21 protein-coding genes and 1 pseudogene are annotated in these 26,014 nt (G+C 71.9%); 6 read left to right on the top strand and 16 right to left on the bottom strand.

Features of this window, described 5'->3' with window-relative positions; translation table 11 throughout:
• Positions 1-342 precede the first annotated feature (342 nt).
• Entirely contained in the window at positions 343-1,359 is a 1,017-nt protein-coding gene (locus ABZZ20_RS26425; protein ID WP_356873653.1) for an acyl-CoA desaturase, read from the top strand.
• Positions 1,356-2,030 carry a TetR/AcrR family transcriptional regulator gene (locus tag ABZZ20_RS26420; RefSeq protein WP_356873651.1) on the top strand — a complete coding sequence of 225 codons (675 nt, stop codon included), beginning with the start codon at positions 1,356-1,358 and terminating at the stop codon, positions 2,028-2,030. The genes ABZZ20_RS26425 and ABZZ20_RS26420 overlap by 4 nt, the downstream gene beginning before the upstream one ends.
• Before the next feature lie 77 nt (positions 2,031-2,107).
• On the opposite strand, the gene ABZZ20_RS26415 is transcribed toward ABZZ20_RS26420, so the two are convergent.
• Complete coding sequence (locus ABZZ20_RS26415) at positions 2,108-2,491, bottom strand: VOC family protein (protein ID WP_356873649.1); 384 nt, start codon at positions 2,489-2,491, stop codon at positions 2,108-2,110.
• A complete protein-coding gene (locus ABZZ20_RS26410; protein WP_356873647.1) occupies positions 2,485-3,351 on the bottom strand; it encodes a trans-aconitate 2-methyltransferase in 867 nt (288 codons plus the stop codon). The genes ABZZ20_RS26415 and ABZZ20_RS26410 overlap by 7 nt, the downstream gene beginning before the upstream one ends.
• Before the next feature lie 174 nt (positions 3,352-3,525).
• Between ABZZ20_RS26410 and ABZZ20_RS26405 the strand changes: the two genes are divergently transcribed.
• A complete protein-coding gene (locus ABZZ20_RS26405; RefSeq protein ID WP_356873645.1) occupies positions 3,526-4,023 on the top strand; it encodes a MarR family transcriptional regulator in 498 nt (165 codons plus the stop codon).
• On the opposite strand, the gene ABZZ20_RS26400 is transcribed toward ABZZ20_RS26405, so the two are convergent.
• The 5 genes from ABZZ20_RS26400 to ABZZ20_RS26380 all read right to left on the bottom strand — a co-directional run bounded on the left by ABZZ20_RS26400 (position 3,982) and on the right by ABZZ20_RS26380 (position 10,576).
• Positions 3,982-4,743 carry a response regulator transcription factor gene (locus ABZZ20_RS26400; RefSeq protein WP_356873643.1) on the bottom strand — a complete coding sequence of 254 codons (762 nt, stop codon included), beginning with the start codon at positions 4,741-4,743 and terminating at the stop codon, positions 3,982-3,984. The two genes, ABZZ20_RS26405 and ABZZ20_RS26400, sit on opposite strands and share 42 nt — an antisense overlap.
• Before the next feature lie 501 nt (positions 4,744-5,244).
• Positions 5,245-6,213: a UDP-glucose 4-epimerase GalE gene (galE, locus tag ABZZ20_RS26395; RefSeq protein WP_356873641.1), complete on the bottom strand. Its 969-nt coding sequence runs from the start codon at positions 6,211-6,213 to the stop codon at positions 5,245-5,247.
• Between the two features lie 74 nt (positions 6,214-6,287).
• Positions 6,288-6,986: a LuxR C-terminal-related transcriptional regulator gene (locus ABZZ20_RS26390; RefSeq protein ID WP_356873639.1), complete on the bottom strand. Its 699-nt coding sequence runs from the start codon at positions 6,984-6,986 to the stop codon at positions 6,288-6,290.
• A 144-nt stretch (positions 6,987-7,130) separates the two neighbouring features.
• Positions 7,131-8,780, bottom strand: coding sequence for a PQQ-binding-like beta-propeller repeat protein (locus ABZZ20_RS26385; RefSeq protein WP_356873637.1), 1,650 nt, complete (start codon positions 8,778-8,780; stop codon positions 7,131-7,133).
• A 161-nt stretch (positions 8,781-8,941) separates the two neighbouring features.
• The gene (locus ABZZ20_RS26380) at positions 8,942-10,576 is read right to left on the bottom strand and encodes a PQQ-binding-like beta-propeller repeat protein (protein ID WP_356873635.1); all 1,635 of its coding nucleotides are present in this window, start codon (positions 10,574-10,576) and stop codon (positions 8,942-8,944) included.
• A gap of 161 nt (positions 10,577-10,737) precedes the next feature.
• Here ABZZ20_RS26380 and ABZZ20_RS26375 point away from each other — a divergent pair.
• A pseudogene (locus tag ABZZ20_RS26375) lies at positions 10,738-10,950 on the top strand (RNA-guided endonuclease TnpB family protein); the annotation flags it as partial.
• 196 nt (positions 10,951-11,146) lie between these two features.
• Here ABZZ20_RS26375 and ABZZ20_RS26370 read toward each other — a convergent pair.
• The 8 genes from ABZZ20_RS26370 to rsmI form a co-directional block, all read right to left on the bottom strand.
• Entirely contained in the window at positions 11,147-12,943 is a 1,797-nt protein-coding gene (locus ABZZ20_RS26370) for an ABC-F family ATP-binding cassette domain-containing protein (protein ID WP_356873633.1), read from the bottom strand.
• A gap of 54 nt (positions 12,944-12,997) precedes the next feature.
• Positions 12,998-14,320 (bottom strand): acyltransferase, encoded by a 1,323-nt coding sequence (locus tag ABZZ20_RS26365; protein ID WP_356873631.1) that lies wholly within the window; start codon positions 14,318-14,320, stop codon positions 12,998-13,000.
• A 409-nt stretch (positions 14,321-14,729) separates the two neighbouring features.
• Positions 14,730-15,647, bottom strand: coding sequence for a 4-(cytidine 5'-diphospho)-2-C-methyl-D-erythritol kinase (locus tag ABZZ20_RS26360; protein ID WP_356873629.1), 918 nt, complete (start codon positions 15,645-15,647; stop codon positions 14,730-14,732).
• A gap of 8 nt (positions 15,648-15,655) precedes the next feature.
• Positions 15,656-16,567, bottom strand: coding sequence for a 16S rRNA (adenine(1518)-N(6)/adenine(1519)-N(6))-dimethyltransferase RsmA (gene rsmA / locus ABZZ20_RS26355; protein WP_356873627.1), 912 nt, complete (start codon positions 16,565-16,567; stop codon positions 15,656-15,658).
• Between the two features lie 58 nt (positions 16,568-16,625).
• Complete coding sequence (locus tag ABZZ20_RS26350) at positions 16,626-18,047, bottom strand: ubiquitin-like domain-containing protein (protein WP_356873703.1); 1,422 nt, start codon at positions 18,045-18,047, stop codon at positions 16,626-16,628.
• Positions 18,048-18,425: 378 nt separating this feature from the next.
• Positions 18,426-19,304, bottom strand: a complete 879-nt coding sequence (locus ABZZ20_RS26345; RefSeq protein WP_356873625.1) for a TatD family hydrolase — start codon at positions 19,302-19,304, stop codon at positions 18,426-18,428.
• Between the two features lie 10 nt (positions 19,305-19,314).
• Entirely contained in the window at positions 19,315-19,701 is a 387-nt protein-coding gene (locus ABZZ20_RS26340; RefSeq protein ID WP_356873701.1) for a hypothetical protein, read from the bottom strand.
• A 268-nt stretch (positions 19,702-19,969) separates the two neighbouring features.
• A complete protein-coding gene (rsmI, locus tag ABZZ20_RS26335; protein ID WP_356873623.1) occupies positions 19,970-20,866 on the bottom strand; it encodes a 16S rRNA (cytidine(1402)-2'-O)-methyltransferase in 897 nt (298 codons plus the stop codon).
• A 143-nt stretch (positions 20,867-21,009) separates the two neighbouring features.
• Between rsmI and ABZZ20_RS26330 the strand changes: the two genes are divergently transcribed.
• Together ABZZ20_RS26330 and ABZZ20_RS26325 are read left to right on the top strand one after the other, a co-directional pair.
• On the top strand, positions 21,010-22,725 hold the full coding sequence (locus ABZZ20_RS26330) for a phospholipid carrier-dependent glycosyltransferase (protein ID WP_356873699.1): 1,716 nt from the start codon (positions 21,010-21,012) through the stop codon (positions 22,723-22,725).
• A gap of 171 nt (positions 22,726-22,896) precedes the next feature.
• Positions 22,897-24,528 carry a penicillin-binding transpeptidase domain-containing protein gene (locus ABZZ20_RS26325; protein ID WP_356873621.1) on the top strand — a complete coding sequence of 544 codons (1,632 nt, stop codon included), beginning with the start codon at positions 22,897-22,899 and terminating at the stop codon, positions 24,526-24,528.
• Positions 24,529-24,821: 293 nt separating this feature from the next.
• Here the strand turns inward: ABZZ20_RS26325 and ABZZ20_RS26320 are convergent, their stop codons facing one another.
• Positions 24,822-25,988, bottom strand: coding sequence for a serine hydrolase domain-containing protein (locus ABZZ20_RS26320; RefSeq protein ID WP_356873697.1), 1,167 nt, complete (start codon positions 25,986-25,988; stop codon positions 24,822-24,824).
• Between the last annotated feature and the right edge of the window lie 26 nt (positions 25,989-26,014).

The following is a 26,014-nucleotide window of genomic DNA, read 5'->3' as shown; positions in this document are numbered from 1 at the left end:
CAGGTGCGGCTCCTTGCAGTGTTCGAGCGCTACTGGGAGGTGGGCTCCGGGGTGCGCGGCGGTGTCTCCGGATTCCGTCCGGAAGTATCTCCACCTGGTGCGCAGCTCGGCTGCCCGTGCGGACCGCGCTGTCCGACGACACCAGGATAGGTGTCCTGGCCTCGTGCCTTGCTAAACGTCTCACCAGGCGGCGCGCGCCCCGTGGGCGGGCGCCTTCGTGCGTGTCCGGGCTCGGCCGCGCTCCTCTTGCTCCGGGCTCCGGTTTTGCCATACTTACGATGCCGTAGGTTACGCATCCGTAGCCAGGGCGGCTGCCGATTCCTCACCCCCCAGGGGACCCTCATGACCACCAGTCCCGATCTGGTCGAGGGCGCTTCCGCGTCCTGCGATCCTTCCGTTTCCTCCCCTTCCTCTGATCCTTCCGGTTCCTGTGCGCCCTCCGCGACCCTCGGGGGTGAGAGCAAGCGGTCCGTGGAGCAGGTCGCACTGCTGCTGTTCATCACCGTTCCCTTCCTGGCGCTGCTGGCGGCGGTTCCGCTGGCCTGGGGTTGGGGGGTGAGCTGGTTGGACCTCGGCCTGATGACGTTCATGTACTTCTTGGCCTGTCACGGGATCACCATCGGTTACCACCGTTACTTCACGCACGGTTCCTTCAAGGCGAAGCGGCCGTTGCGGATCGTGCTGGCGGTGATGGGGTCGATGGCGGTGGAGGGGCCTGTGGTGCGCTGGGTGGCGGATCACCGCAAGCACCACAAGTTCTCCGACCACGAGGGTGACCCGCATTCGCCGTGGCGGTTCGGGGAGAGCGTCCCGGCGCTGGTGAAGGGGCTGTGGTGGGCGCACATCGGGTGGCTCTTCGACGAGGAGCAGACCAATCAGCAGAAGTACGCCCCTGATCTGATCAAGGACCCGGCGATCCGGCGGATCTCTCGTGACTTCGTTTTCTGGACGATCGTCTCGTTGGCGGTTCCGCCGCTGGTGGGCGGTCTGGTCACGATGTCGTGGTGGGGTGCGTTCACGGCGTTCTTCTGGGGTTCCCTGGTGCGGGTGGCGCTGTTGCACCACGTGACGTGGTCGATCAATTCGATCTGTCATGCGGTGGGTAAGCGGCCGTTCAAGTCGCGTGACCGTTCCGGGAACGTGTGGTGGTTGGCGGTGCTCTCGTGCGGGGAGTCCTGGCACAACCTGCACCATGCGGACCCGACGTCGGCCCGGCACGGGGTGCTGCGCGGGCAGGTCGATTCGAGTGCGCGGTTGATCCGCTGGTTCGAGCTGGCGGGCTGGGCGACGGACGTGCGCTGGCCGTCCCGGGATCGTGTCGAAGCCCGGCGCAGGGAAAGCGCGTCGAACGCGGCATGATGGGGGACGTGGCGATCGACGGCAGCACTTCCAGCAGCGACAAGCCCCGGCGTAGCCGCCGGGTCCGGATGACGGGCGCCGAGCGGCGTCAGCAACTGCTGGACATCGGCCGTGCCCTGTTCGCCGAGAAGGGCTTCGAGGGCACGTCGGTGGAGGAGATCGCGGCGAAGGCTGGTGTGTCCAAGCCGGTGGTGTACGAGCACTTCGGGGGCAAGGAGGGCTTGTACGCGGTCGTCGTGGACCGGGAGATGCGCCAGCTGCTGGACGGGGTGACGGGCGCGCTGACGGCCGGGCACCCGCGGGAGCTGTTGGAGCAGGCCGCTTTCGCGCTGCTCGACTACATCGAGTCGTACACGGACGGTTTCCGGATCCTGGTCCGGGATTCTCCGGTGGCCCAGTCGACGGGGACGTTCGCTTCGCTGATCAGTGACATCGCCACGCAGGTCGAGGACATCCTGGGTCTGGAGTTCAAGGCCCGCGGGTTCGACCCGAAGCTGGCCCCGCTGTACGCGCAGGCGCTGGTCGGGATGGTCGCGTTGACCGGGCAGTGGTGGCTGGACGTGCGCCGCCCGAAGAAGGCCGAGGTCGCGGCGCATTTGGTGAACCTGGCCTGGCACGGGTTGGACGGGTTGGAGTCGAAGCCGCGGCTGGTGGGTCACCGTAAGAGCTGAGCGCCGTGCGCCGGGATGGCGCGGTGCGGCGGCGCCCCGTCACCGGGCTTCCGGTGGCGGGGCGCGGTCGTGCCGTCTCAGTCGGTCGGATCGGGCGCCGTGCCGTGCGGTTCCAGGAACTCGATCCGGTTCCCGACGGGGTCTTCGGAGTAGAAGCGGTGGTGTCCCGGCAGGTTGTCGTCCCAGACGACCGTGGCGCCCCGTTCCTCCAGACGGCTCGCGTAGGCCCGGATGCCGGTCACCCTCAGGCCGGGGTGTGCCTTGCGGGCGGGTCGGAAGTCCTCTTCGACGCCCAGGTGCAGTTGCACCGGTCCGGCGGCGAACCAGCAGCCGCCGCGGGCGGCGAGGACGGGCGGCTTGGGGATCTCGGTCATGCCGAGGACGTGCGTGTAGTACGCGCGGAGCCGGTCCTCCGAGCCGGGCGGCGCGGCGAGTTGGACGTGGTCGACTGCGGTCAGCACGGTCGGTTCTCCTTACGGGCCACGGCGAAGATGCGGCGAAACGGGAAGACGGTGCCGCGCGGCCCGGGCGGGTAGGCCTCCCGCAGCAGGTCGCGGTACTCGGTGAGGAAGGCTTCCACGGCGGACCGGTCGTCCCCGAGGGCGGTGAGGACGGGCCGCAGGGCGGTTCCCTTGACCCAGTCGAGCACGGGATCGGGGCCGGACAGCAGCTGGTGGTAGGTCGTCTCCCAGGTCTCGACGGCGCAGCCCAGCTCGGTGAACCGGGCCAGGTACTCGGCGGGGTCGAGGAGGTGGACGTAGCGGGCGCCGTGGCCGGCCAGCCGGCTTCGCCAGCGCGGGGTGTCGCAGAGCTGCGCGAGCAGGGCGTGGCTGGGGGCCGTGAAGTTGCCGGGGACCTGGAAGGCGAAGGTGCCGCCGGGGCGTAGTCCGTTGATCCAGGCGGCGAAGGAGCCGGGGTGGTTCGGGACCCACTGGAGCGCGGCGTTGGAGACGATCAGGTCGTACGGCTGCTCGGGGAGCCAGGTGGTGAGGTCCCCGTGGCGGAAGTCGAGGCTGCCGCCGCCGGGGGTGGTGCCCGCGTACTGCGTGGTGGCGCGTTCGAGCATCTGCGGGGAGAGGTCGAAGCCGGTGATGTGGGCTTCGGGCCAGCGTTCGGCGAGCAGCGCGGTGACGTTGCCGGGGCCGCAGCCGAGGTCGGCGATGCGGGCGGGCCGTGTGGGGAGTTCGGGTATGCGGGCCAGGAGGTCGAGGAAGGGTTGGGTCCGGTGGCCGGCGTGCCGGAGGTACTGCTGGGGGTCCCAGGTGGGCGCGGCGTGCGTGACGGCTGCGTGGATCCCGGCCGACGCGGTGTCGGAATGCATGTTCGAGCCTCCCTGCGGGCAAGACGGTCGGAAGCGGAAGTGGCTCCGGCACCTCCATGCCCATCGTCACCCCAAATATATCTCGATGTCAAGATTCATGGCGTCGAGGTATCCATGATGGAGATCCTCGATTTGAAGAGACTTCACATCGACAGACCCCTTACACTGATCGGTATGGAGGACGAGGTCGACCGATTGGTCGCGGCATGGCAGCGGGAACGCCCTGACCTCGACGTGGAACCGCTCGAAGTGCTGAGCCGCGTCAGCAGGCTCGCCCGCCATCTCGACCGCGCCCGCAGGCTCGCCTTCTCCGAGCACGGCCTGGAACCTTGGGAGTTCGACGTCCTGACGTCGCTGCGCCGTGCCGGGATGCCCTACCAGCTCTCCCCCGGCCAGCTGCTGACCCAGACCCTGGTCACCTCCGGCACCATGACCAACCGCATCGACCGGCTCGCCAAGAAGGGGCTCGTCGAGCGCCTGCCCGACCCCAACGACCGGCGCGGGGTGCTGGTCCGGCTGACCCCGGAGGGCCGTGACCGCGCGGACCAGGCCCTCGCCGGCCTGCTGGCCCAGGAGCGGGCGATCCTGGCCCAGCTGTCGCCGGCCCAGCGCAGTGACCTCGCGGCGCTGCTACGCCAGTTGACCGCTCCGTTCGACAACATCCCCGGCTAGGTCGGCCGGTCGGACACCGGCCCGCCGGGCCAGTGCCACCGCCGCGAGCGTGGAGTGCACCCCGAGCTTGCCCAGCACGTTCTGCATGTGCGTGCGGACGGTGTGCGGGGACAGGAACAGCCGGGCCGCCACGTCCTTGCGGCCCAGCCCCGCCACCATGCAGCGCAGCACCTCGTGCTCCCGCGGCGTGAGCGACTCCACCAGCCGTTCGCTGTCCGTACGGTGCTTGCGCGCAGCGGTCAGTTCACGGAGCACTCCGGTGAGCAGCGCGGGCGGAAGGTGGGTCTCCTCGCGCAGGACCCCGCGGATGACGGCCAGGAGCCGCGAGAGCGAGCAGTCCTTCGCCACCCAGCCGGAAGCCCCGGCCTGGAGGGCGTGCGCGGCCCGGCGCGGGTCGTCGCGTTCGGCGAGCACGACGGTGCGGACCCCGGGGTGGGACACCCGTACGGCTGCGACCAGCGCGATCCCGTCCGCGCCGGGCGGTGGCCCGGACCCCGATTCGCGCTGGGCGGGCACGGACGCGCCGGCGCCGAGATCGGCGTCGACCAGCAGGACGTCGAAGCGGCGGCCCTCGGCCACCGCCCGTTCGAGACAGCGCAGCGCGGCGGAACCGCTGCCGGCCGCGGACACGTCCACGTCGGGCTCGGCCGCGAGCGCGGCTGCGAGCGATTCGGCGAAGATGCGGTGATCATCGACCACGAGAACCCGGATGCGAACCACAAAACCCCCAAGGGTCGGGGAACGGACGACTGCGGGTACGGCGCCCGGACCGGGTGATCCGCAGCTGCCGCGGCCGCCGCCGAGACATCTCTGCACTACCCCGGACCGGACGCCGTACCCGGCGTGTCTCGACCCCTGAATCAACACCGGCCCCCACCGGCGTCCGCATCAGCGTAGAGCGGGTCTTGGCTCGCAGTTGGCCGAATAGCAGAAGTTTTCCTGGTGATTTTCCGGCTGCACGGTCTCGAACGGGCTTTATCGTGGCTTGAATATGACCGCCTTGACGGTCCGGAAGGCAGTGTGCGGACGGGGGCGTGCCACGGGCAGTTGCACGGAAGGCATTTCACTCGGCGTGTGCACGCTGAGCGCCCGCGCACTGCGCCCGCCCACGGCGCTGACCGACCTGCACGCGCCCCCGACACGCTGCCCGTACGCACCGCGCCCCCCGCACGATCGGGTGCGGGGGGCGCGGAAGACGGGGTGGACGCGGGCGGCGAGGAGTCAGGAACGCTGCTTGCGCGTGAAGTTCCAGGCGTCCGTGATGATGCCGGTGAGGTCGGAGCGGACCGGGGTCCAGCCGAGCCTGTCGTGCGCCGTGCGCGCGGACGCGACGAGCACCGCGGGGTCGCCCGCCCGGCGCGGGGCGACGACCTCGGGGACCTCCGCCCCCGTCACCTTGCGGACCGCCTCGATGACCTCGCGGACCGAGAAACCGTTGCCGTTGCCGAGGTTGCAGATCAGGTGCTCGCCCTCGGTCGCGGCCTCCAGCGCGGCCAGGTGGGCCTCCGCCAGGTCCGCCACGTGGATGTAGTCGCGGACGCAGGTACCGTCCGGGGTGGGGTAGTCCTCGCCGAACACCGAGATCGACTCCCGCTCACCCAGGGCGACCTGGAGCACCAGCGGGATCAGGTGGGTCTCGGGGTCGTGCCGCTCGCCGTACGCGCCGTACGCGCCCGCCACGTTGAAGTAGCGCAGCGAGACCGCCGCCACGCCGTGCGCCGCGCACTCCCCCGCGATCATGTGGTCGACGGCGAGCTTCGAGGCACCGTAGGGGTTGGTGGGCTTGGTGACCGAGTCCTCGGTGAGCAGGCCCTCGGTGGGCTCCCCGTAGGTGGCTGCGGTCGAGGAGAAGACCAGCTTGCGCACCCCGGCCCCGCGCATCGCAGCGAGCAGGGCGAGCGTGCCGCCGACGTTGTTCTCCCAGTACTTGCCCGGGTTGGCGACGGACTCGCCGACCTGTGAGGAGGCCGCGAAGTGCAGCACCGCGTCGTAGGAGGGGTCCAGGTACCGCTCGGCGTCCTGGATCCGGCCCTCGATGAAGGCGGCGCCCTGCGGGACGCCCGCGCGGAAACCGGTGGACAGGTCATCGAGGACGGTGACCTCGTGGCCTGCCTCCAGGAGGTGGGCCGCCACGACACTGCCGACGTAGCCGGCTCCGCCGGTGACCAGGTACTTGGAAGACGCCGTCATGCTCACTCGCCTACTGCCTCTCGCGGGGGGATGCACGCACGCCGCGTGCACATGCCGGTCACTGACTTACCGGATTAGGCGCTTCCGGGGAAATCGGCTGCCGTCGGCGCCACTCCCGCCCGGTCCAGCAGACCGGTCCGGGCGGCCAGCGCTGCCGCCTCCAGGCGGGAGCCGACGCCCAGCTTCATCAGCACCCGCTGTACGTGCGTACGGGCGGTGCTCGGCGCGATCGCCATGCCCGCGGCGATGAGCCGGGTGTCCTCGCCCTCGGCGACCCGGACCAGCACCTCCACCTCGCGCGGGGTGAGCAGCCTTAGCAGCCGGCTTCCCTCGTCGTCGGGCTGGACGGCGGGGTTGAGCAGCTCCGCGAAGGCCCCCTGGAGCAGCTGCGGGGAGATCGCGACCTCCCCGGCCCGCGCCTTGGCCAGCGCGCGCTCCACGCCCTCGATGCGCTCGTCGTGGCGTACGTACCCCGAGGCACCGGCGGCGAAGGCTGCCGCGATCCCGCGCGGGCTGGGCACCGGGCCCAGGACCACGACGCCGATCTGCGGGCGCTCCCGCTTGATGCGGACGATCGGTTCGAAGACACCGGGCTCGGCGGGCGTGGCGGTGCCGAGCAGGCAGACCTCCGGTGCCCGGCCGATGACCAGCTCGGCGGCGCCCGCGGCCGGGGCGGCCGCGGCCAGCACGCGGTGCCCGCGCAGTTTCAGGGCCGAGGCGAGCGCCTCGGCCAACAGCCGGTGCTCGTCGAGCACCACGACCCGTACGCCCATTGGGCACCCACCCCCGACCCTTCTGCCCCGGCAAGCTACACGCTTGTTCGACGGTGCGCGGCGGATACCGCGCAGAAGCCCCCGGAAGGCGGACCTTCCGGGGGCTCGTGTGGACGGCGGGGGTCGGCCGGGATCGGCCGGGGATCAGCTGGCGCCGAAGGAGATGAAGAGGTACTCGGGGTCGGCCTTGTCCGAGTACGGCTTCCTCACCGTCGTACGGGAGATGAAGAGCTTGCCGTTGTGGTAGCGGTACTCGGAGTACTCGGGCGAGTAGGCGGTCTCGGCGCGCTGGCTCGCCTTGTCCGCCGGGTTCTCCATGAGAACGGTCTCCTTCATCGTCGTACCGTCGATGCTGACGATCTGGCCGCCCTTGTCGTACGGGGGCTCCTTGTACGCGATGATGTTCGACCCGTCCATGCGCAGCGGGAACATGGTGTACCGCTCGCCCGCGTCGGCGCGGTCGGTGGTCTGCTTTCCGGTCTCCAGGTCGAAGGAGAGCAGCTCGTTGGTGCGGCCGGCCGCGGCCTGGCCCTGGTGCTCGATCGAGGGCAGGTAGACCTTGCCGTTGCCGAAGACGAAGCCGGAGCACTTCTCGACCTCGGTGCTGGCGCACTTGCCGCCGAAGTTGCCGGAGGCCAGTGAGATGCGCGTCTTCAGCTCGCCCTTGGGGTCGACGACGAACAGGTCGCTGACACCGGAGGCGTTCTTGGCGGTCTTGCCGACGTCGGCGGCGACGACCAGCGGCTTCGTGGAGACGATGGACGCCCACTCGATGCCCGGGGAGAGCTTGTAGGAGGCGGTCGGCGCGCCGGTGGCCGGGTCCAGGGTCTGCGCGTACAGCGTCTGGCTGGAGCTGCGGCCGCACTTGCGGATCACGCCGAGGGCCTCGCCGCCGGCGTAGCCGGAGTCGTAGCAGCCCTCGCCGTCCACCTTCGGCGTCCACAGGGACTTGCCGTCGGCGAGGTTCCAGGCGGCGCCGCCGTTGGACCCGCCCGCGGCGACGGTCTGGCCGCTGATCGTGACCTCGTAGTAGGAGGCGGGCTTGTCCCCGGTGGTGGCGCCCTTGGCGTTGCCGGACCACAGGAGCTTGCCGGCGTTCAGGTCGATGACGCCGACCTCGGTGCACGCCGGGTACTTGTTCTCGGGCGTGGACTGCGTCGCCCGGAAGAGGACGGCCGACTTGTTGTCGGTGACGTGCTTCGTCGCGCCGCAGAGCTCACCCGGGAACGGCACTTCCCACTTCTTGCCGCCGTCCACGAGGTTGTAGCCGACGACCTTCGCCACGTCTGACTTGATGTAGGTGGAGTCGGTGAGCCAGGAACCGGCGACGGTGACGACGTCTTCGGGCGTCGGGCTCGGCTGTTTGAACAGCGGCTTGGACTTGGTGTTGGCGGGTGCCTTCTCCGAGCCGGGGGGCCCGGCCGGGGGCTTGTTGTCGGCGGTGCCCGTGCCGTTCGCGCTGGGCTGCTTGCCGTCACCGCCGTCGTCGCCGGAGACGTACCAGAAGCCGCCCGCGACGATCAGGACGATGGCCAGCAGGGCCGCGCCGACGATCATCAGCTGGGTGCGCTTGTCGTTGCCGCCGCCCGGGCCGCCCGCCGGGGGCTGGGCCTGCATCGGTGCGCCGGGCGCGCCGAAGGGCGACGGGACGCCGGCGCCCGGCTGCTGCTGCTGCTGCTGCGGGTAGCCGTACCCCTGTTGCGGGTAGCCGTACGCCGACTGCCCCGGCGGGGGAGCGGCCGGCTGGGCCGCTACGGTCGGCGGCTGCGGGGCCGTCGGCGGTACGGGTGGCATCGGCGGCGGCGAGCCGAAGCCCCCGGGGGTGGGGGTCCCCCCAGCGTGAGCCGGGGGAGGATCCTGCGGCGCTCCGAAGCCGCCGGACGGCGGCTGGTTGGGGGGCGGCGGGGTACTCATCGCTTGCTACTGCCTCTCGGTGGGCGGCTCGGTGGACTCTTTCACTTGCCGAAGACCATGAGGAGCTTCTCGTCCGTGCCCTTGGCGGACAGGCGGGAGGCCGAGATGAAGAGCCGGCCGTCCACGTAGTCGACCTTCGGGGTGGAGAAGGAGCTCTCGATCGGAGCGGCGACGCCCGACGGGTTGCGCAGCAGCGCGGTGGGAGCGCCACCGGCGGCCGGGATCGAGACGACCTCGCCGCCCTTGTCGGACTCGGCCTTGCGGTAGGCGATCAGCTGTCCGTTCGCGGCGCCCAGCGGGGTGAGGGTACGGCCGTCCCCGGCCGGAGTGCGCCACTTGACCTTGCCGGTGCCCAGGTCGAAGGCGACGATCTCGTTGGCCTTGCCGGATCCCGCGACCGTGGGCATGTAGAGGGTGTTCGCGTCCACGGCGGTGGTGGCGCAGACCTCAAGGGAACGGAAGAGGCCGCTTTCGCAGTTGGTGGCGAAGCTTCCCTCGCCGCTGACGGTGGCCCGCTGCTTCCCGTCGGGTCCGAGGACCACGATGGACCGTTCCTTCTTGTCCTCGTCGCCGATGTCGAGGACGAGCGGGTCCAACGAATAGACGGCCGCGACCTTGTACTTCTTGGGCAGCTTGAAGGTCCAGGTCTTCTTGCCGGTGACCGGATCGGCGTCCGACACCTCGCCGGACAGGTCGTCGTCGTAACAGGTGGCGATGGCGATCATCTTGCCCTGGTGCGCGACGTACGAATCGGGCTTGCAGCCCTCGGCGGTGGCGCTGCCGAACAGCTTGTCGCCGGTGCTGACCTTGAAGGCGCTGGCGGTGCCGCTGCGGCTGACGGCGACGGTGTCTGCGGTGATGCCCAGGCTGGGGCTGGTCATGATGTCGAAGAGGCCCTCCTTGGGGACCTCCTTCGACCAACCCTCCTTGCCCGCCTTCAGGTCGACCTGCTTCATCTGGTTGCAGGTGGCGGTGTCGGACTCGCCGTCCTTGAACATGACGACGGTCTTGGCGTCGGCGGTGGTCTGGCGGGTCACGGAACAGATGGGGGCAGGGAACGCGAGCGTCCACTTCTCCTTGCCGTCAGTGACCCCGTACGCCGTGAGGTTCTTCCAGACGCTCTTGACGACGGTGTCACCGACGACCCACTGTCCCTCGGACTCCACGCCCATGCCGGGACCGTCGATCTTGGCGGTCCTGAGCCAGAGGACCTTGTCCTCGCCCTGCTTGCGGCCGACGTTGAGGTCCTCGGTCTGCTTGGAGCCGTTGCCGCTGCCGTCGCCCTTGTCCACCTCGGCGGACGGCTTGGCGTCGGCCGGCCCGGAACTCTGCGCGACGGGCTTCGCGGGCTCCTCGTCGCCGCCGACGAAGGCGAAGTACCCGCCGACACCGAGGACGAGCACACCGGCGACCGCCGCCGCGACGAGGACGGTCGTCTTCTTCTTGGGCGGCACGCCCCCGCCCTGCATGGCGACGGTCGGCGCACCGGGCGGCGGCGGGAAGTAACCCTGCTGCCCCTGCTGCACGGGGTGCATCGGCTGCGTCGGGGGCTGCTGGGCGTACGGGTTCTCCCCGCTCTGCGGCGGGTGGCCGAACCCGTACTGCGGAGGGCCGGGCAGGTGCCCGTAACCGGAAGGCGCGGACGGCTGGTTCGGCGGCTGGGGCGGCTCGGTCATGGCAATCTCCTCGGGTGGAAACTTCCGGCTCGGACCGGAGAAGGAAACGCATCCTCGGCTCGGAACCCCGCAGCGGCGGAGTGCTGCTCGGCAACGCTCTGACCCGGGCTCATGTTCGTGTCGTGACGGCCCTTGGCGTCGGTTGAGCCATCGCCGACACGATGCCCCCGCACATCCGTGAACGGACGTGCCAGAACTGCGGGACCACCCACGACCGGGAGGGGAACGCCACCGTGGATCTTCTGGCCGCCGAGCCGGCGGTTGCCGCCTGTGGAGCGGGCGTAAGACCTCAACGGGAGTCCTCCTCTCGGTCGGGGCGGTCCGTGGTGAAGCAGGAAACCCCACCCTTGGGGGTGGGAATCCCCTCCTACTGAGGAGGGCGGGAAGTCAACAGCGCGTACCTTCGGCGTCGGGTGGTCGTAGGGGGGGGCGGCCCGGCACTGGCCGGGAATGACCTTTCTATCACTGACGCCATTCATACATCGGGCCGGTCCAGCCCCTGTTCCCAAGGGAGGACCGGCCCGTGACAACGCCGTTATCAGGTCAGTTGGCTGCTGTGCCCGAGGGAGTTCAGGCCTCCTCGGCCAGCTCCAGCCACCGCATCTCCAACTCATCCCGGTCCGAGATGAGTTCGCGCAGCTCGGCGTCGAGCTTCGCGACCTTGTCGAAATCGGTGGCGTTCTCGGCGATCTGGGCGTGCAGGTTGCTCTCGCGGTCCGACATCTTGTTGAGCTGGCGCTCGATCTTCGCCAACTCCTTCTTCGCGGCCCGCGAGTCCCCCGATGCCGTCGACTTCGCGGCGGCCGGCGGGGGGGCCGGAGTGGCCGCCTCGATCATCTTCTGCCGGCGCTCCAGGTACTCGTCCAGGCCGCGCGGCAGCATCCGCAGGGTCGCGTCGCCCAGCAGCGCCATCACGGTGTCGGTGGTGCGCTCGATGAAGAACCGGTCGTGGGAAATCGCGATCATCGAACCGGGCCAGCCGTCGAGCAGGTCCTCCAGCTGGGTCAGGGTCTCGATGTCGAGGTCGTTGGTGGGCTCGTCGAGGAAGAGCACGTTGGGCTCGTCCATCAGCAGTCGCAGGATCTGCAGGCGGCGCCGCTCACCACCCGAGAGGTCACCGACGGGCGTCCACTGCTTCTCCTTGGTGAAGCCGAACTGCTCGCACAGCTGACCCGCCGTCATCTCCCGGCCCTTGCCGAGGTCGACGCGGTCGCGCACGCGCTGCACGGCTTCCAGGACCCGCAGGGACGGGTCGAGTTCGCCGACCTCCTGGGAGAGGTAGGCCAACTTGACCGTCTTGCCGACGCTGATCTTGCCTGCGACGGGCTGGACGTCGCCCTGGGTACGGGCCGCCTCCGCGAGGGCGCGCAACAGGGAGGTCTTGCCCGCACCGTTCACGCCGACGAGGCCGACGCGGTCACCGGGACCGAGGTGCCAGGTGAGGTGCTTGAGCAACGTCTTCGGGCCGGCCTGGACGGTGACGTCCTCCAGGTCGAACACCGTCTTGCCGAGACGGGCGTTGGCGAAGCGCATCAGCTCGGAGGTGTCGCGCGGCGGCGGTACGTCGGCGATGAGCTCGTTGGCGGCCTCGATGCGGTAACGCGGCTTGGAGGTCCGGGCGGGGGCGCCGCGACGCAGCCAGGCCAGCTCCTTGCGCATCAGGTTCTGCCGCTTGGACTCCTCGGTAGCGGCGATCCGCTCGCGCTCGGCACGGGCGAAGACGTAGTCGCTGTAGCCGCCCTCGTACTCGTGCACGGCACCGCGCTGCACGTCCCACATGCGGGTGCAGACCTGGTCGAGGAACCAGCGGTCGTGGGTGACGCAGACGAGTGCGGAGCGCCGCTCCTGGAGGTGCTTGGCCAGCCAGGAGATGCCCTCGACGTCGAGGTGGTTGGTGGGCTCGTCGAGGACGAGGAGGTCCTGGTCGGCGATGAGCAGCTTGGCCAGGGCGATGCGGCGGCGCTCGCCGCCGGAGAGCGGGCCGATGACGGTGTCGAGTCCCTGGCCGAAGCCGGGGAGGTCGAGGCCGCCGAAGAGCCCGGTCAGCACGTCGCGGATCTTGGCGTTGCCGGCCCACTCGTGGTCGGCCATGTCCCGGATGATCTCGTGGCGGATGGTCGCCGCGGGGTCGAGGGAGTCGTGCTGGGTGAGCACGCCCATGCGCAGGCCGCCGCTCTGGGTGACCCGACCGGAGTCGGGCTCCTCCAGCTTGGCGAGCATCCGGATCAGGGTGGTCTTGCCGTCGCCGTTGCGGCCCACGACACCGATCCGGTCCCCCTCGGACACGCCGAGGGAGATGCCGTCGAGCAGGGTACGGGTGCCGTACACCTTGCTGACTGCCTCGACATTGACCAGATTGACGGCCATCAGGAGCGCTCCAGGTGGGGGTCCCCCCGGGCGGAGTCCGGAGGAGGGTGTGGATCAGCCCCCCAGCCTAACGCTCCGGGCCGGCCCGGAGCGTTCCACCAGATACCAACCGCCCAGCGCCATGCCGATCGCGACGGGCGCGGTGAGCGGGATCGCCACCAGAGTGGCGCTGTGGCCTTCGAGCAGGCCGCCGAGCCCGGTCATGGACAGGCCCAGGATGCCGAGCAGGCAGAGGGTGATCCCGAAGGCGGCGCGGGGCCCGCTGCCGGACTCGGCGGCGCTCCGCGCCGGGGCCTCGAACCGGCGGAAGAGGGTGACGAGCACGGCGGTCAGCCCGGCCGCGGCGAGCAGCCGCAGCGGCACCTGGGCCCACCAGGCCGCCGAGGCGGGCTCGGGGAGCGCGATGCCGAGGGCGAGCTGGGCGGCGTACACGGCGAGCATGGCGGTCAGGTGCCAGAGGAAGGCGGTCATGGCGATCCCGTTGGCGGCGACGACGCCGCGCCAGACCCGGGGCCGGGCGAGCCAGCCGGCTGCCGGGCCCCTGAACAGTTCCACGGCGCCGACGAGCCACGTGCCGTGGCAGAGCAGGGCCAGGGTCGGCGGGGCCATGTTCGACACCTTCTCCCCGGGCATCCCGACCATCGACAGCGGGTACGGGCCGTACGCGACGAGCAGCGCGGCGCCGACGAGTCCGGCGGCGGCGAGCAGGCCGGGGCGGGTGATCCGCCCGTCGGCGCGCAGGAAGCCGAGCTGGTGCACGGCGAGCCAGACGAAGGCGAAGTCGAGGAACTCGACGTACGGGACGGCGAGCGCGAAGCGGAGCACGTCGACGGTGGCGGCGGCCCCCACGAGCAGGGCGAAGGCCCCCCAGCCCCAGCGGTGGTGGAGCGCCAGCAGTGCGGGGGTGAAGGCGACCATGGCCAGGTAGATCCCGATGAACCACAGCGGCTGGGTGACCAGCCGCAGGGCGGCCGCGGAGAGCCGGCCGTGACCGCCGCCGGCGAGCTGGAGGGCGAGCGCGCCGGCCGTCCAGACGAGGACGAAGACGAGGGTGGGCCGCAGCAGCCGTTGGAGCCGCGCGCGCAGGAACGCGGCGTAGACGGGCCGCCCGTCGGCCCTCCTCGCGAGCGAGCGGTAGGACAGGGCGTGCGAGAACCCGCCGACGAAGAAGAACACCGGCATGATCTGCAGCCCCCAGGTGAGCACCTGGAGCGCGGGGACGAGGGCGAGCAGGTTCCCTATGCCGTCGCTGCTGACGGCGGCCATCAGCCAGTGCCCGAACAGGACGGTCCCGAGCGAGGCGACGCGCAACAGGTCGACGTACCTGTCCCGTGCGGCCGGCGTCGCGGCGGCCATTTCGCTTGCGCTGACTCCCATGCCCTTACGCTCCCGTGCGGCACGGGGCCGGAACAGGGCGTGTGTACTCAGCCGAGACTGAGTACACCCCACCCCGAAAACCATGCCCACCGGCCACGGGCCACCGAAGCGCAAAGGCGCCGGCCGCCGGCCGCCGGGAGCATCGTTCCGGGCGGCGGAGTGGGAGTCGGGGCAGGCGCCGGGGCTCTCGGCGCCTGTTTCACGACCGGGCCGAGCCTGACCGGCGGTCCCGGGCTCGGTGAGCGTCGCGCCGCGGGCCGCCGGGGAGGGCCAGGAACCCGCGGGCGCCGCAGGCGCGAGGGGGCAGCTCGCCGCTTGGGGTCACGGCCGGGGCGGGGCCGGCGCCGGGAGCTTCAGGAAGCCGCGGACGCGCCGGTCACGGCCGGGGCGGGGCCGCTGGCCCCGCCCGTCACCGGCTCGCGGTGGTCGGTCGCAGGACGGTCGCGCCCTCGGCCGGGGAGGTGGCGACCCGGGTCGTACGGCAGGTGCCCGAGGCTTCGAGGGCCGCGGCGACCTTCAGCGCGGACTCCGGGTCACGGACCAGGAAGGCCGTCGTCGGGCCCGAACCGGAGACCAGCCCGGCCAGGGCTCCGGCGGACGTGCCCGCGTCCAGCGTCCGGGCCAACTGCGGGCGCAGCGACAGGGCCGCCGGCTGGAGGTCGTTGGCCAAGGTGGCGGCCAGCGCGTCCGGATCCCCCGAGGCGAGGGCCGCCAGGAGCGCCGGAGAGGCCTGCGGGACCGGGACCTCCCGGTCGGCGGCCAGCCGGTCGAACTCGCGGAACACCGCAGGCGTCGACAGTCCGCCGTCGGCCACCGCGAACACCCAGTGAAACGTCCCCGCCTCCACCGGGGTCAGCAGTTCGCCGCGCCCGGTGCCCAGGGCAGCCCCGCCGACCAGGCTGAACGGCACGTCGCTGCCCAGCTCCGCGCAGATGGCCAGGAGGTCCTCGACCGGCGTGCCCAGGCCCCACAGGGCATCGCACGCCAGCAGGGCGGCCGCCCCGTCCGCGCTGCCGCCGGCCATGCCCCCGGCCACCGGGATGTTCTTCGCGATGTGGAGGTGGACGGAGTCGGACAGTCCGGCCCGGGACGCCAGGATCTGGGCCGCCCGCGCCGCCAGGTTCGTACGGTCCAGCGGGACCTGGTCCGCGTCCGGGCCCGAGCAGGTCACCGTCAGTGCCTCGGCGGGGGTGACCGTCACCTCGTCGTACAGCGAGACGGCCAGGAAGACGTTGGCCAGGTCGTGGAAGCCGTCCGGGCGCGCGGCGCCCACCGCCAGCTGGACGTTGACCTTCGCGGGGACCCGTACGGTCACGCCACCGCTCACGCCGCCGCTCACAGCGCCGGCCTCGGTGCCGCGGGCTTGTGCTCGGCGATCGCCGCGAACTCCTCCACCGTCAGGGACTCGCCGCGCGCCTGCGGCGAGACACCGGCGGCGACCAGCGCCGCCTCGGCGCCCGCCGCCGAGCCGGCCCACCCGGCCAGCGCGGCCCGCAGCGTCTTGCGGCGCTGCGCGAAGGCGGCGTCCACGACCGCGAAGACCTCCGCCTTCGAGGCGGTCGTCTTGATCGGCTCGGCCCGCCGCACCAGCGAGACCAGGCCCGAGTCCACGTTCGGCGCCGGCCAGAAGACGTTGCGGCCGATGGAACCGGCCCGCTTGACGTCCGCGTACCAGTTCGCCTTGACCGACGGCACTCCGTAGACCTTGTTGCCCGGCTTGGCCGCCAGCCGGTCGGCGACCTCCGCCTGCACCATCACCAACGTGCGCTCGATGCTCGGGAAGCGGTCCAGCATGGTCAGCAGCACCGGCACGGCCACGTTGTACGGGAGGTTCGCGACGAGCGCGGTCGGCGCCGGCCCCGGCAGTTCCTCCACCAGCATCGCGTCGGAGTGCACCAGCGCGAAGCGGTCCTTGCGCGCCGGCATCCGTGCCTCGATGGTGGCGGGCAGAGCCGCAGCCAGGACGTCGTCGATCTCGACGGCGATGACCCGGTCGGCGGCCTCCAGCAGCGCGAGCGTCAGCGACCCCAGCCCGGGCCCGACCTCGACGACGACGTCGTCGGGGCGCACCTCGGCGGTGCGCACGATGCGGCGCACCGTGTTGGCGTCGATGACGAAGTTCTGGCCCTTCTGCTTCGTCGGCCGGACGCCGAGTACGGCGGCCAGCTCCCGGATGTCTGCCGGGCCGAGGAGGGCGTCGGGGGGCGTGCTGGTCGTGCTCTCGGGCTGCTGCTCTGCGGTGCTCACCGGTAAAGCGTCTCAGATCGGCTGACTGATCCCGAGCTGGGCCGGGGGTCCGCTACCGCTACCGCTGCCTGAAGAGCCTGCGGCCGCAGTGTGGCCACGGGCTCGCTCCCCGTTGCACATAGAGCTTCTTCGCCCGGTACGTCTGTTCCGCGCCCGATGCGTCCTGCGGCCGTCCGCTGCCGCCGAGCGACTGCCAGGTGCGGACGTCGAACTGGTACAGGCCGCCGTACGTGCCCGAGGCGTCGGTGGCGGAGGGGCGTCCGCCGGATTCGCACTGGGCCAGTGCCGCCCAGTCGAGGCCGTCCGCCCCGGCGACGGAGGCCGGCAGCGGCTTCGTGCCGACCTTGACGAGCTGGTTGACGGGTTCACGGACGGTCTCCTCGGCGACCCTGCGGGGCTTTTGGCGCACCCCGTTGACGGTGCGCAGGACGTACGTGGCCCTGCGCGCGCCGGGGCGGCCCACCCGCTCGACGACCTCGGTGCCGGCGAACAGCCCGTCGTCCTCGACGCGCTCGACCTCGTACGGGATGCGCTCCTCGTGTACCTCGCGGGTGCCGGTGACGCGGAGCACGGTGACGGTCTGGCCGTCGCGCGGGAAGGAGGTCGGCGGGACGGAGGTGGTGTCCTGGCCGTGGAGGGCGATGCCGGCCTGGGCGAGGGCCTCCTGGACGGTGGCGGCGTTGGTGCGGATGGTGCTTTCGCGGCCGTCGGCCATGAAGGTGATGCTGCGTTCGGTGCGGACGGCGAGGGTGAGGCCGGTGCGGGGTACGGGGGCGGCGCGCGGGGCGGAGAGGTAGGCGCCCTCGACGCGGATTCCGAACTGGCGCAGGGCGCCCTCGACGGTGCGGGCTGTGGTCCACACCTGACGGTTCTCTCCGTCGAGGGTGAGTTGGAGGGGCCGGCCGTAGCGGACGATGATCTCGTCGCCGTCGTCGAGGTCGGCGTTCCGGGCCGGGGCGACGAGGTCGTGGGGGCCGACGCCGACTCCTTCGGCGGCCAGGAGTGCGTCGACGTCGTCGGCGAAGGTGTGCAGCGTCCTCGGTTCTCCGTCGACGGTGAGCCTTACGGACTTGTCGGCGGCGACGAAGGCCGTGGTGCCGCCGGCGAGGAAGGCGACGACCAGGGCTTGCGGAACGATCCTGCGCCAGTTGTCCCGGCCCGTGGAGGCCGTTGCGGGGGCGGTGCGGCGGCGCCGCCCGGTCCCGGCGGGTGCCCCCGGTACGGGGTCGGGGCTGCGCCGGCGACCGCTGCCGGGGCCGGGGCGGGCGGGGCCGCCTTGCCCGGGGCCGGGGTCCGGGCTGCGCCGGCGGCCGGTACCGGGTGCGGCCGGGGTGGCGAGGTCCGCGAGCTCCGCGACCCAGGCGGGCGCACCCCGGCGGTGTCCGGAGGAGACGCCCGCGGCTGCTCCCGGGCCGGGGAGGGTGGCCGCGTCCGCGATCGCCGGGTCCGCGTACCGTCGCCTGCCCGTACCTGCGGGCACGTCCGCCGCGGTGCCCGGCGGCTCCCAGCGGCGCGCGGCCGGGGTGGGCTCCTGCGGGAGGATGGCGCGCCCCCGGCCCCGGCGGCCGGTCCCCGTCCCGGCTGCGGGGCCGGCTGCGGCTGCGGGGCCGGGTGCGGGTCCGGCCTCGGCCGCCTTGCGCCGCCGGGCGGCGCGCCCGTCCCCGGTGCGCGGCCCCGGTACCGGGGCGGGTTCCGGATCCGGGCCGGACGCATCCCCGTACACCCCGGTGAAAGGACTCTCGCTCACGACGCTCGCTCCACTGGTCCGGCCCCATCGGTTCGGGCACGGCACCCTAGCGGAGCCGCCGTCACTCACCAAAGCCGGACGGATACCCAGCGTGTCGAAGCGGGGGGTGGTTCAGTAGTCGAAGGCCCGCGCCGTGTTCGCCGCCAGGGCGGTGGCCATCGCGTCCTCGTCGATCCCCCGGACCGCGGCCATCGCCCGTACCGTCAGCGGAATGAGGTACGGCGCGTTGGGCCGTCCGCGGTACGGCGCCGGGGTCAGGTAGGGGGCGTCGGTCTCGACGAGCACCAGCTCCAGCGGGGCCACCGCGAGGGCCTCGCGCAGCGGCTGGGCGTTCTTGAACGTGACGGTCCCGGCGAAGGACATGTAGTACCCGGCGGCGGCGCACTCGCGCGCCATTTCGGCGTCGCCGGAGTAGCAGTGGAACACCGTCCGCTCGGGCGCTCCCTCCTCGCGCAGGACGCGCAGTACGTCGGCGTGGGCGTCGCGGTCGTGGATGACGAGGGCCTTGCCCTGCCGCTTCGCGATCTCGATGTGCGCGCGGAAGGAACGCTCCTGCGCCGCCATCCCCTCGGGGCCGGTGCGGAAGTGGTCCAGCCCGGTCTCGCCGACGGCCTTCACATGGGCCAGCTTCGCGAGCGCCTCGATCTCGGCCAGTGCCTCGTCGAGCGCACTCTCGCCGCCTCCGGCGCGGGCCCCCCGGCGCGTCCATCCTCCCTCGGGATCGCCGTGCACGATGCGGGGCGCTTCGTTCGGGTGAAGGGCCACGGCCGCGTGGACGTTCTCGTACGCGGCGGCGGTCTCGGCCGCCCAGCGGGACCCCGATACGTCGCAGCCCACCTGGACGACGGTGGTCACCCCGACCGAGGCGGCCTTGGCGAGGCCCTCCTCGACGGTGCCGCCCTGCATGTCCAGATGGGTGTGGGAGTCCGCCACCGCGACCCGTAGGGGTTCGGGCAGCGGCGGCGGAGTGTCCTTGGAGGCAGTGCTCATGCGGCCGATCTTATGACCGGCGGAAGATCCTCAGCAGTCGGGAGAGTCCGCCCCCGCGCTCGTCGTCCTCGGTCACCGGTACGGGTCCGGGGGCGTCGTGCGTCGGGGTCTTGCGCTGCTTGGGAGCCCGCGGGACGTCCGCGCCGGCGGGCACCGGGCCTGCTATCCCGGGGGAGATGCGGTGGTGGTAGAGCTTGTCGATCGTGCCGAGCACCGACGAGACCTGACCCTCCCGCATGATCCGCACCACGTGCCCGCCGCAGTTGTGGCAGGTCGGGTTCGACAGCGGGGAGGGGACCCGCTCGCCCTTGACGGTGTAGATGATGAAGGGCTGGCCCTGGCCGTCGACGTGATGCTCGATCTCGTAACCCTGCTCCCACGCGTATCCGCACCTCATGCACGCGAACGAGTACGCCTCGTGCACGGTCTGCACGGGAGGTACGGACCTCGAAGCAGCTCCTGCGGGTGCGGGTGCGGGTACCGAGGTGTCTGCGATCTCACTCATGCCAGCTCCTCTTGTTCCACTGGTGCCATTGCCAGTGGACGCCTCTTCGGGCGGGAGCGCATCAGGCCCTGTCTACTGTTGGACGGTCTTTGGGCGACTCATGCCCAAAGCGCCCGGTGCGCGGTCTGAGCTTTGCTTTTCAGGTTAGCTCTTTACCGTACTAGGGCGCCTTTTGAGCCACATTCTTTGCCGCGACCACCGCGTCGAACACCTCGCGCTTGGGTACTCCGGCCTCGGCCGCGACCGCCGCGATGGCTTCTTTTCGCCGCTCGCCGGCCTCCTCGCGCACCCGCACCCTGCGCACCAGCTCCTCGGCGTCCACATCGCCGGGGCCGGCGGCCGGGGCGCCCTCCACGACGACGGTGATCTCCCCGCGCACGCCCTCGGCGGCCCAGGCGGCCAGCTCGCCGAGCCCGCCGCGCTTGACCTCCTCGTACGTCTTGGTCAGCTCACGGCACACGGCGGCGCGCCGGTCGGCGCCGAAGACCTCGGCCATCGCGGCGAGGGCGTCGTCGAGCCGGTGCGGGGCCTCGAAGTAGACCAGGGTGCGGCGCTCGCCCTCGACCTCGCGGAGGCGGCCGAGGCGCTCGCCCGCCTTGCGCGGCAGGAACCCCTCGAAGCAGAACCGGTCCACCGGCAGCCCGGACAGGGCGAGCGCGGTGAGCACCGCGGACGGGCCGGGTACGGCGGTGACCTTGATGTCCTTCTCGACGGCGGCGGCGACGAGCCGGTAGCCGGGGTCGGAGACGGACGGCATGCCGGCGTCGGTCACGAGCAGCACCCGCTTGCCCTCCTCCAACGCCTCGACGAGCTCCGGGGTGCGTGCGGACTCGTTGCCCTCGAAGTACGAGACGACGCGCCCGGTGGTGTGGACGCCGAGCCCCTGGGTCAGCCGGCGCAGGCGGCGGGTGTCCTCGGCGGCGACCACGTCGGCCCGCTCCAGCTCGGTCGCGAGCCGGGGCGGGGCGTCCGCGAGATCGCCGATGGGGGTGCCGGCGAGCACGAGCACGCCTGCGGAAGAGGAGGTTTCGGAGCCGGTGGGCTGGTCAGTCGTCACCCGTCCATCCTCTCAGCCGTGCCACCCGGCATGTTCCGAGCGGTCCCCGGCGCTGGGGTTCGCACAGGTGCGTTCCCTACGATGACCCGGTGACCAGTACCGCGACGCCGCCGCCCAGCCCCGCGGGGGCCCCGCCCGCCCCCGTGGCGGGGCGCGAAGAACAGCCGTCCACCTGGCTGCGCCGCCTGCGCGGCTTCGGCTACGCGCCGGCGGCCGGCGCCCTGCGCCACCAGGACGTCCGCACCCGCCTGACGCCCCCCTACGCCCAGCCGTCCGAGCAGTTGTGGACGGCGCTCGGAATCCCGCTCTCGGCGGCGGGCGCCTGGCAGCGCGTCATGGCGTGGGCCGGGCCGTTGCTGGTGGCGCTGGTGGCCGGGGTGCTGCGCTTCGTGCACCTGGGCAGCCCGAAGGCGGTGATATTCGACGAGACGTACTACGCCAAGGACGCCTGGGCCACGATCCGGCAGGGCTACGAGGCGAGCTGGCCCAAGGACATCGACAAGTCGATCCTCGCCAACCCCAACGGGATCGCGCTCCCGCTGGACCCGGGCTACGTCGTGCACCCGCCGGTCGGCAAGTGGGTGATCGGTCTCGGCGAGTGGATGTTCGGCTTCACCCCGTTCGGCTGGCGGTTCATGACCGCCGTGCTCGGCACCCTGTCGGTGTTGCTGCTGTGCCGGATCGGGCGACGCCTCTTCCGCTCCACCTTCCTGGGCTGCCTGGCGGGCGCGCTGCTCGCGGTGGACGGCCTGCACCTGGTGATGAGCCGGACCGCGCTGCTCGACCTGGTGCTGATGTTCTTCGTGCTGGCCGCGTTCGGGGCGCTGCTCGTCGACCGGGACAAGGCCCGGGCCAGGCTCGCTGCGGCGCTCCCGGTGGACGGGGAGGGGCGGACCCGACCGGACGTCACGGTCGCCGAGACGCTGCGGCTGGGCTGGCGCCCGTACCGGGTGCTGGCGGGCGTGTGCCTGGGCCTGGCCTTCGGCACCAAGTGGAACGGCCTGATCGTGCTGGCCTTCTTCGGCGTGCTCACCGTCCTGTGGGACGCGGCCGCGCGGCGCACCGCGGGCGCGGGCGCACCGTACGTGGCGATGCTGCGCCGCGACGCACTGCCGGGCTTCCTGTCCACGGTGCCGGTCGCGGTGGCGGTCTACCTGGCCTCGTGGACGGGCTGGATCCTGAGCCCGGACAACGGCAAGGGCGGCTACTTCCGCGACTGGGCCGCCAAGAACGACCAGGGCAGTTCGCTGTCGTTCCTGCCGGAGTGGCTGCGCAGCCTGTGGCATTACGAGACCGAGGTGTACAAGTTCCACGTCGGGCTGACCTCGGGCCACACCTACGAGTCCAATCCGTGGAGCTGGCTGGTCCTGGGCCGCCCCGTCTCCTACTTCTACGAGTCCCCCGACCCCGGTACGGACGGCTGCCCGGCGACCGAGGCGGGCAAGTGCGCCCGCGAGGTGCTGGCGCTGGGCACCCCGCTGCTGTGGTGGGCGGGCTGCTTCGCGCTGCTGTACGTGCTGTGGCGGTGGTTCTTCCGTCGCGACTGGCGGGCGGGCGCGATCGCGTGCGCCCTGGGTGCGGGCCTGCTGCCCTGGTTCAACTACCAGGAGCGGACCATCTTCTTCTTCTACGCGGTCGTCTTCGTCCCGTACCTGTGCCTTGCGGTGGCGATGATGATCGGCGCCCTGCTGGGCCCCTCGGGCTCTACGGAACGCAGGCGCGCGCTGGGCGCGATCGCGGCGGGCGTGCTGGTCCTCCTCATCATCTGGAACTTCATCTATTTCTGGCCGATCTACACCGGCCAGACCCTCCCGATGGACTCGTGGCGTGGTCGCATGTGGCTGGACACCTGGGTCTAGCGGGCCGGCTGTGGTCCGCTTTGGGCCGGTACGGGACGGGCCGGAACTCCGGTGGCTGGATGTTCCGGTCCGGTAACGAGCTGTACGCCCCTCGTTCGCACAGCGTAAGGTCTGCGCCAAGGGTTCTTTGAACATGTTCAGAGAACTGGGGCTCCTGGGGAGGGGACAGGCGTGAACGGGGCGGCGAAGGGTGCCATCGTCGGCGGGGTGTTTCTCGCGATGCTCGGCGGAGCCGGGTACGGGGTGTATGCGGTGGTCGCGGACAGCGGCGGCGACGGCAAGGGCAGCGGCGGCACCGTGTTGCGGGCCGAGAAGGCCAGCAGGCCCGTGACCGACAAGGAGGCCGCGCAGACCGCCAAGGCCTTCCTCGCCGCCTGGGCCGCCGGGGACGCGCGCGCGGCCGGCGACCTGACGAACAACGTGCAGGCTGCGCAGACCGCGGTGGCCGACTACCGGGCCAAGGCCCACGTGACCAAGGCCGTGATCACACCGGGGACGCAGACGGGCCCGACCGTCCCGTTCAGCGTCGCCGCGGAGGTCACGTACGAGGGCGTGGGCAAGCCCCTCGCGTACGAGTCCAAGCTGACCGTCGTACGCGGGCTGACCAGCGGGAAGCCGCTCATCGACTGGCAGCCCTCGGTGATCCACCCGCAACTGCAGAAGGGCGAGCAGCTGCGCGCGGGCGCGCCCGCGGCCCCGCCGGTCAAAGCCGTGGACCGCAACGGCGAGGAGCTCAGCCCCGAGAAGTACCCGTCGCTGCGGCCGGTCCTCGACCAGCTGCGGCAGACGTACGGCGGCAAGACGGGCGGCAAGACGGGGGCCGAACTGTGGATCGAGCCGGCCGCCCAGGACGCGCCCAAGCGGACGCTGCTGACCCTGGCGGAGGGCGAGCCCAGCGAACTGAAGACGTACCTGGACGCCAAGGCGCAGGCGGCGGCCGAAAAGGCGGTCGCCGCGTACCCGGAGTCCTCGGTAGTCGCGATACAGCCGAGCAACGGACACGTCCTGGCCATCGCCAACCACCGCAAGGACGGCTTCAACGCGGCGATGGAGGGGGCGCGCGCGCCCGGCTCGACGATGAAGATCGTGACGGCGGCGATGCTGATCGACCGGGGCAAGGCGGCGGCCGACCAGCCGGCGGAGTGCACCAAGGAAGCGTCCTGGGGAGGCCGCTCCTTCCACAACCTGAACAACTTCGAACTGCCCGGTGCGACCTTCGCGACGAGCTTCGCCAGGTCCTGCAACACCGCCTTCATCAAGCAGATCGATGACGTGCACGACGACGGGGCGCTGTCGAAGGAGGCCCGGGAGGTCTTCGGCATCGGGCTGGACTGGAAGACGGGCGTCCGGTCGGCCGACGGCAAGGTGCCCGCCGCGACGGGTGCCGCGGCGGCGGCCGAGTACATCGGTCAGGGCCAGATCACCATGAACCCGCTGAACATCGCGTCCATCACGGCCACCGCGCGCACGGGGGTTTTCCACCAGCCGCTGCTGGTGGCTCAGGACCTCGACGGGCGCTCCGTGGCACAGGCGGAGCGTCGGATGAAGCCGTCGGTCGCGCAGCAACTGGTCCGGATGATGAAGCTGACGGCGACGAACGGCACGGCCGCGCAGGTGATGGGCTCGGTCGACGGCTCCGACAAGGGCGCGAAGACCGGCTCGGCAGAGGTCGATGGAGCGGGTAGCCCGGACAGTTGGTTCACCGGCTACAGCGGTGACGTCGCTGCGGCGGCGATGGTCGAGGCGGGCGGCCACGGCGGCGACGCGGCGGGCCCGATCGTAGCGGCGGTCCTCAACTCCTGACCGGGCCACAGGCCCGGGGCACCGGCCGGGCTGCGGGGCCGGGGCACGACGCCGGGCCGGGCCGGGCGGGGCGGGCGCGGGGAAGGGACGTCGCGGGGGGCGGGGCCGCCGCGCCGGCGTGCCCGCATGACGACCGGCACCCACCCCCGTTTCGCTGCGGCCCTGACCGAGTTGGTGGTGGCCGGAACCCCGCACGCGGTGTTCCCGATGGCCCCGCAGGAGCTGATCGCCCACGCGGGCGCCACGCTGCCGACGTCCGCGAGTCCTGACCGACCTGACGACCGCCGTTCGGGTCAGAGCGAGGCGTGGACGGCCCGGACCAGGGCCTGGGCCCGGGGGTCGGCCGTGACCGACTGGGCCAGGGCGTTCGTCACGTAGCCGAAGCCGATGCCGGCCTCCGGGTCCGCGAACGCGAGGGAGCCGCCGCGGCCCGGATGGCCGAACGAGGCCGGGGACAGCAGCGGCGAGGCCGGGCTGTGCAGCATGTAGCCGGGGCCGAAGCGGGTGTTGACCACCAGGACCCGGTCCGGGCCGGAGGAGAGCTCCGTACCCGCCAGCCGGGTCGTCGCGGGGGTGAACAGTCGGGTGCCGTCCTCGGTGTCGCCCAGCAGCGCCGCGTACAGGCCGGCGAGGCCGCGTGCGGTGCCGATGCCCGCCGATGCCGGAAGTTCGGCCGCCCGGTACTCGGGGGCGTTCTCGTCGGGCAGCGGCGTGATGGCCGCGAAGGCCCGCCGGGTCAGCGAGGAGGGGTCGGCATAGGCCTCCGAAACGTTCCTGCGGGGGCGCGTCCTCAAGACCCCCGCCGTCTGCGGCGGGTCCACCGGGCCCACCCGGCCCACCCGGCCGGCCTCCGCCTCGGGCAGTCCGATCCAGAACTCCAGCCCCCGCGGGCCGGTGACCTCCTGTGCGAGCCACTTCCCGAGGGAGGCCCCCGTCACCCGCAGCACCAGCTCCGACAGCAGCCAGCTGTAGGTCTGCGCGTGGTAGCCGTGCGCGGAGCCCGGCTCCCAGAAGGGCCGCTGCTCGGCGACCGCGCGCGCCCCGGACAGCCCGTCCACGGCCTCGGCCGGGGTCAGCGGCACGTCCAGCGCCGGCACCCCCGCGCGGTGTGCAAGCAGGTCCAGGACCCGGGTGCGTTCCTTGCCGCCCGCCTTGAACTCCGGCCAGTACGCGCCGACCGGGGCGTCCAGGTCCAGCAGCCCCCTCTGGTGCAGCAGCAGCGGTACGACGGCGGCCACGCCCTTGGTGGCCGAACGCACCACCTGTGCGGTGTCCGCCGTCCAGGGCGCGCCGCCGGCGCCCCCGTCCACGTCCTTCGGCCCGGCCCACAGGTCCACGACCTTGCGGCCGTCCCGGTACACGGCCACCGCCGCGCCCCGGTCCCCGAGCACCTCGACATTGCGCACAAAAGCGTCGCGGACGGCCTCGAAGCCCTCCGCCACCTCACCCTGGATGTTCACGCTCGATCCAACCACCACGGGCTCCT

This window comes from Streptomyces sp. NPDC006430 (assembly GCF_040612395.1).
Lineage (GTDB): Bacteria > Actinomycetota > Actinomycetes > Streptomycetales > Streptomycetaceae > Streptomyces.
This window is presented reverse-complemented; position numbering and strand designations above follow the sequence as displayed.

Coding starts and splice junctions, on each gene's coding strand:
- ABZZ20_RS26425 (WP_356873653.1), top strand. CDS start 343: ATGACCACCAGTCCCGATCTGGTCGAGGGCGCTTCCGCGTCCTGCGAT.
- ABZZ20_RS26420 (WP_356873651.1), top strand. CDS start 1,356: ATGATGGGGGACGTGGCGATCGACGGCAGCACTTCCAGCAGCGACAAG.
- ABZZ20_RS26410 (WP_356873647.1), bottom strand. CDS start 3,351: ATGCATTCCGACACCGCGTCGGCCGGGATCCACGCAGCCGTCACGCAC.
- ABZZ20_RS26405 (WP_356873645.1), top strand. CDS start 3,526: ATGGAGGACGAGGTCGACCGATTGGTCGCGGCATGGCAGCGGGAACGC.
- galE (WP_356873641.1), bottom strand. CDS start 6,213: ATGACGGCGTCTTCCAAGTACCTGGTCACCGGCGGAGCCGGCTACGTC.
- ABZZ20_RS26390 (WP_356873639.1), bottom strand. CDS start 6,986: ATGGGCGTACGGGTCGTGGTGCTCGACGAGCACCGGCTGTTGGCCGAG.
- ABZZ20_RS26385 (WP_356873637.1), bottom strand. CDS start 8,780: ATGCCACCCGTACCGCCGACGGCCCCGCAGCCGCCGACCGTAGCGGCC.
- ABZZ20_RS26380 (WP_356873635.1), bottom strand. CDS start 10,576: ATGACCGAGCCGCCCCAGCCGCCGAACCAGCCGTCCGCGCCTTCCGGT.
- ABZZ20_RS26370 (WP_356873633.1), bottom strand. CDS start 12,943: ATGGCCGTCAATCTGGTCAATGTCGAGGCAGTCAGCAAGGTGTACGGC.
- ABZZ20_RS26365 (WP_356873631.1), bottom strand. CDS start 14,320: ATGGGAGTCAGCGCAAGCGAAATGGCCGCCGCGACGCCGGCCGCACGG.
- ABZZ20_RS26345 (WP_356873625.1), bottom strand. CDS start 19,304: ATGAGCACTGCCTCCAAGGACACTCCGCCGCCGCTGCCCGAACCCCTA.
- ABZZ20_RS26340 (WP_356873701.1), bottom strand. CDS start 19,701: ATGAGGTGCGGATACGCGTGGGAGCAGGGTTACGAGATCGAGCATCAC.